Annotated in this window: 4 protein-coding genes; 3 read left to right on the top strand and 1 reads right to left on the bottom strand. The window is 36.9% G+C overall.

Annotation, left to right across the window (positions count from 1 at the left end; all coding sequences use genetic code 11):
* Positions 1-376 precede the first annotated feature (376 nt).
* From ACZFYI_RS15235 to ACZFYI_RS15225, 3 genes are all read left to right on the top strand, one after another.
* Positions 377-1960 (top strand): Ig-like domain-containing protein, encoded by a 1584-nt coding sequence (locus ACZFYI_RS15235; RefSeq protein WP_462524987.1) that lies wholly within the window; start codon positions 377-379, stop codon positions 1958-1960.
* A gap of 207 nt (positions 1961-2167) precedes the next feature.
* Positions 2168-2821, top strand: coding sequence for a hypothetical protein (locus ACZFYI_RS15230; protein WP_462524986.1), 654 nt, complete (start codon positions 2168-2170; stop codon positions 2819-2821).
* A gap of 288 nt (positions 2822-3109) precedes the next feature.
* Positions 3110-3919: a histidine phosphatase family protein gene (locus ACZFYI_RS15225; protein ID WP_462524985.1), complete on the top strand. Its 810-nt coding sequence runs from the start codon at positions 3110-3112 to the stop codon at positions 3917-3919.
* A 22-nt stretch (positions 3920-3941) separates the two neighbouring features.
* Here the strand turns inward: ACZFYI_RS15225 and ACZFYI_RS15220 are convergent, their stop codons facing one another.
* Positions 3942-5156, bottom strand: a complete 1215-nt coding sequence (locus ACZFYI_RS15220) for an arginine deiminase (protein WP_462524984.1) — start codon at positions 5154-5156, stop codon at positions 3942-3944.
* Positions 5157-5276 lie beyond the last annotated feature (120 nt).

The raw sequence follows: 5276 nt of genomic DNA, 5'->3' as shown, positions 1-5276 counted from the left end.
GGTGGATTCTTTAAAAAAATTTGCCCCACTAATCGCTTAGTGGGGCAAAATTGTTCTCGAGAAAAATCCTCCAAAATCAAATCAAAAATCTACAAAAATTAAATCATAGAAGGGTTATCAACATAATATTTTATTTAATTTTTGTACACTGAATAAGGTGAATGGTATTGAAAAGTCATGCAATTGTACATTCTTCCATCTTTCTTGTTTTTTCTGTGTCTGACTTTGCGATCATATTCATACTTTTATGTAGAAAGAGAGCAAAAAAACCTTTCTATTTTCAATCAAAAAAAATGAAATTTTATTATAACCCTAAACTTAAACCGAAATGGAGACTTATTTAAAGAAATTAAATTTTAACAAAAACTTGAATCCATTGAGGGTTCAATTATGGCTGCTTTTGTCAATAATGTTCTTGGCAGGTTCTTGTTCTGATGGCATGTTCAATGATGATGATATCAACAATGATATCACGCTATTATCCCAATCTCTTTCTTCAAATTTTGGAAAAATCGGGATTTCGGATGCAGCCAATGGAGGGAATGTGGATGAATTTTACTTTCTATCACCGACTATAGGAAAGGAACCGAAATTCAATGGCAAGTTCAACCCCAATCTTTCACCTATTGTAGAAATCAGTGATGATTTTGAATTCAAAAATATCCTTCAATCCTTCTCTAGAGAAGGATCGGGTAGTAACAAAATCACGGTGAATTTGGCTGATGAAAATTACGCTGCAAATTGGGACACTTCAAAATCTAAAGTAACTAAGGGTAAGATTTATAGAGTCAGGGTTCGGATCGGTGAGAAGGTTTTAGGATTCGTAGATGTCGCTATCGTCTCCAAGGAGACCAAGAAACTTGAAAATGATATAGTTCCACTTGTTGAGAATCAAAACTTTAGGGTGGTTTATAGACTTGAAGACAAAACTTGCCCGGCAAGGCTAGAAATAACTCCTAAGGAAGCCACTATTTTGGTAGATGGAGAGCAAAAATTTGAGGTAAAGGCTTATAATTTCTACGGAGAATTGCTTGAGGATTTGAAAATTGAATGGTCAGTATCTGATGATGATATTGCGTCAGTTGATCAGAATGGTTTGGCGAAAGGTAAGAAATTCGGATTAACCCAAATAAAAGCCAAATCTTTTGATGTCACAGGTTCGGCAGATTTGTTCGTACAGGAATCTGTAGCCCCTCGTCCGGGAAGAGATGTTGTAGTATTCAATGACGTTAACCATATTGATAATACCTCACTGAATAATCCCAACAATCTTTTATTGGTTAGAAATTTGATCAATTACACTACTGTTGGTGATAGGGCAAATGGTACCCGGGTATGGTTTGATTGCGGAAGAAATTCGGGCTATCCTCAGGCATGTCAAACTTCTAGTACTCATACTAGGCTCCATGAAGAGATTAGAGGATACGGATTTGATCTTGATTTTATCAACTCATCTAGTACACCTCTGACCAACATTCCATCTGATGTTAAAATACTGTTCTTGTGGCTGCCTAAGGTTCAATTCTCAGTTGCTGAAATCAATGAAATGAAAGCTTTTGCTGAAGAAGGTGGTAGAATTATATTTATTGGAGAATGGGATGGTTTTTACACAAATGTTGGTTTGGCTGTTGAAAACCAGTTCCTGATCAATATGGGAGCATTTATGAGGAATGTAGGTAATGCTGTAGATTGTGGATACAATGTTCTGCCTGCCTCATCATTGAGACCACATCCGATCACAAGGGATTTAACAGATATAACAATTGCATGTGCATCTGTAATTCAGCTTGGTCCAAATGATTTTGCATTGTATTATAACAGGGCAAATAACCTAGTATTGGCAGGAGTGGCACAAATTGACACGGCACCAATTACTGAACTCAAATCAAGCAGAGTAGTGGATTTGTCTAATCTTAGAACACTTTCAGACCTTGATCCTAAAAAAGCTACAGGTTATTAAGATGTTGTATAAGTTTTGTTTGAAGAGGGGGACATTGTTCCCCTCTTTTTTGTTTCCATTTGGTTTATTACCTGTCCGCAATTGCTAATTTTTTACCTTTGAAAAAATTTGACTAACTGACCAATGAAATCCCGACTGATTATCTTCCTCTTAATTCCATCGATCATTTTGATTTTTTGCACCTCTTGTTTAAAAGACAAGGGAATCATGATAATCGAAAAATCCATTGATGCACATGGAGGAGCAGAAGCATGGAATGAATTGGAAACTTTTTCATTGCAAAAAGAATCTTGGCTTTACTTGGAAAATGGAGAGGTAGAAAGCCATGTATTTCAGGATATTGAATTTAGGCAAAAGCCTTTCTTTGAAGGGAAGCTTTCATGGGAAAAAGATAGTCTTGTCCACCAACTTATTTTTGATGGGGTAAGGACTAGGTATTGGATGGGAGAGAATGAAATGCAAAATGAGGGATTTTTAGCCAATAAAAAGAAAGATATCGATGCCGCATATTATGTTTTGACCAAACCTTTTGACTTATTGGGGGGAAATAAAAATATAGAATATCAAGGGGTTTCAAGTCTAGCGGATGGGAGGGAAGTTGAAACTGTGCAGGTTATAGATGGAGATCAGAAAGATCCTTCTGTTGATATTTGGTGGTACTATTTTGATAAAGACTCCTTTCTGATAGTGGGCTATAAAGTCAAAACATCGGGTCATTTTAGTATGGTATATAATACGGATTGGGATAATTCTACCGGAATCCATTTTCCTAAAAAGAGAGAAAGCTACCGAGTGGATAGCTTAGGGAACCATATATACCTGAGGGCAAAATATGGCTTTAAATCCTTTAAAGTCAATTGATTCATTTCTAGAAAATTGGATAAAAAAAGATTATTGAGTATCTTAGAAATGTGATTCAAATAAAGAAATTTGTTTTTTGAGTCATTATTTTCTGTTTATCTGTTTTCCCAAAAGTGGGAAAGGTTTGGGATTTGTTTAGCCAATTTGTTTTTACCGTGTTATTACTTAAAATTTCTAGGTTTTTATCGAATGCGTTATTTTCTAACTTCTTTTAAATTCTACTTTTTTATAATTTCTATCAGCCTTTTGTTTTCTTGTCAGACTGAGGATGAACCGGTAAATAAAATTTTGTCAGATGATTTTATAGACGGGGTTCTTTTTGTGAGTCACAGTGATGATGGATTTGAAATTCAGATCCAAACGAGTACTGCGGCAAAGTTTTATCCATCATCCACCAAAACCACATTTGATATTAATGAAACAGGCACAGGGGTTTTGGATTTGGATCAAGGTTTATATTGGATCGATGTAGTGTGGGAAAATGGCGTTCCAATTAGGGAATCTATTCCTGTTTATATTACAAAAAATAAACAGGAAGGAATCCAGACTGTTACTGCCTTAAAAAAAATGAAGACGGAAAACAGTGGTTATGTCCTTGTTTTTAGGCATGCAAATGCCTCTGTAGGCCAGGATAAAATAGACTCTGAAGTGCCACAATGGTGGAAATCATGCGATTTCAATGTAGCCCGACAGCTAAATGACCAGGGAAAAAGTAATGCCAAGAAAATAGGGGACGCCATCAGGAAACTTTCAATCCCTGTTTCTTCTTCGATAAGCAGCGAATTTTGCAGGGCTGTGCAGACTTTTGAGAATATGGCTTTGGGAATAAATATTGTACAGGACAGAAGGCTTAATCACGAAAATGAAAGCCAAAAACTTGTTATGTGGGAAGATGTTTTTCAGGTCATCAAAGACAATCCAAAAAACGATGGGATTGTAGTTCTTGTCGGTCATTATAACATGTATGCCGAGAATCCTTACAGAACTTCCATAAGACCTTTCAACCAATCTGATGGATTCCTGATGAAAAGGCTTCCTTCAGGAAACCTTGAATTCATTGGGTCCATTCCTGTTTATTTGTGGGATATTTTTTTGTAGGGTATCCAATTCTATTTAAAAGTCAGATTTTCGCCCTACTCAGTGGCATAGTCATACACCTCGGGCCACCTAATCCCCTCGAAAGTTCGGATGATGGAATTTCCAAAACCTCAACTCCCATATTTCTCAAGGCGCGGTTAGTATGGATATTTCTATTGTAGGAAATCACCCTTCTTGGACCAATAGCAAATACGTTCGCCCCATCAAACCACTGCTCCCTCATAGAATAATCAGGTTTTCCATCAGCTGTGGATAAGATTTCTAAGTGAGGGATTTCCTTCTCCAAGACAGTCAAGAGAGATTCATTCAGGACTTGTCTTTTAATATGGATTTTGTCGTCTTTTATTTCTTTCAGGGTATAAAGTGAAGTCTGAAGGACTGAGTTCAGGGCATCAGGATAAGTAAGCACTAGATTTTCATCTAAGATGGTAAAAACCGTATCCAAATGCATATACTGTCGTTTTTTTGGTAGATGGACTTCATAAACCCTTTCTACGCTTCCTTCTGCCAGTAAGGCTTTGGCAACATGGTAAATGGCTTTTTCATCAGTTCTTTCGGAGTTTCCGATAGCAACAGCATGTTTTGAAAGGACGATCACATCGCCTCCTTCAATACTCGGAGGAGTATCATGTCCGTTTATCGGATAAAGCCGGTTGACATGGTCTTTGAAATCTGTATGGTTTTCAAAAATTGCTCTTAAGATATTTGCCTCCCTTTGTCGTCCTTCTTTTTTCATGCTGGAGAAAATGATGCCACCGGGCGTAATTGCCATGGGATCCCTTTGGAAATAGAGGTTGGGGCTTGGAGGTATGACAAATGCATAATCTAATAACTCCCCTGCGGGCAGGTTAGGGATTTTTCGCTTGAGTTCATGGACTTTTACCCCTGCGGTCAGAGCGGTCGCGCATTCTGCGGTAGACAGCCTGTCTAGAATGTGTTCTTTAAAATGTGTCAGTCCGGATTTGGTTAGGGCATCATGCATCAGTTTTTCCAAAATTTCTCTGTTGGAAAGCACCTGGATGAGTAATTCATGAAGCCTGAATACTTGAGCACCTGTGGTCTGTTTGATCAGGTCAGTAAAAAAATCATGTTCCTTTTGCATCGCCTCCAGATAAGGAACATCCTCAAACAAAAGCAATTCTTTATTATAAGGAGTAAGCCTGTCTATTTCCTTTCCGGGTCTGTGCATAAGCACAGCTTTCAATGTTCCAAATTCTGAGTTGAGGCGTAAATTCATGTTTTTAGATAAAAAGCTATTTTTTTAAATAATTCTCAACAATAATATCCAAATTTTATTTAAAAATCAATAAACAGATATATAATTTAATAAATAAAAAAAATTAATTGTGTTTATTGC

The organism is Aquiflexum sp. (genome assembly GCF_977115555.1).
This window is presented reverse-complemented; position numbering and strand designations above follow the sequence as displayed.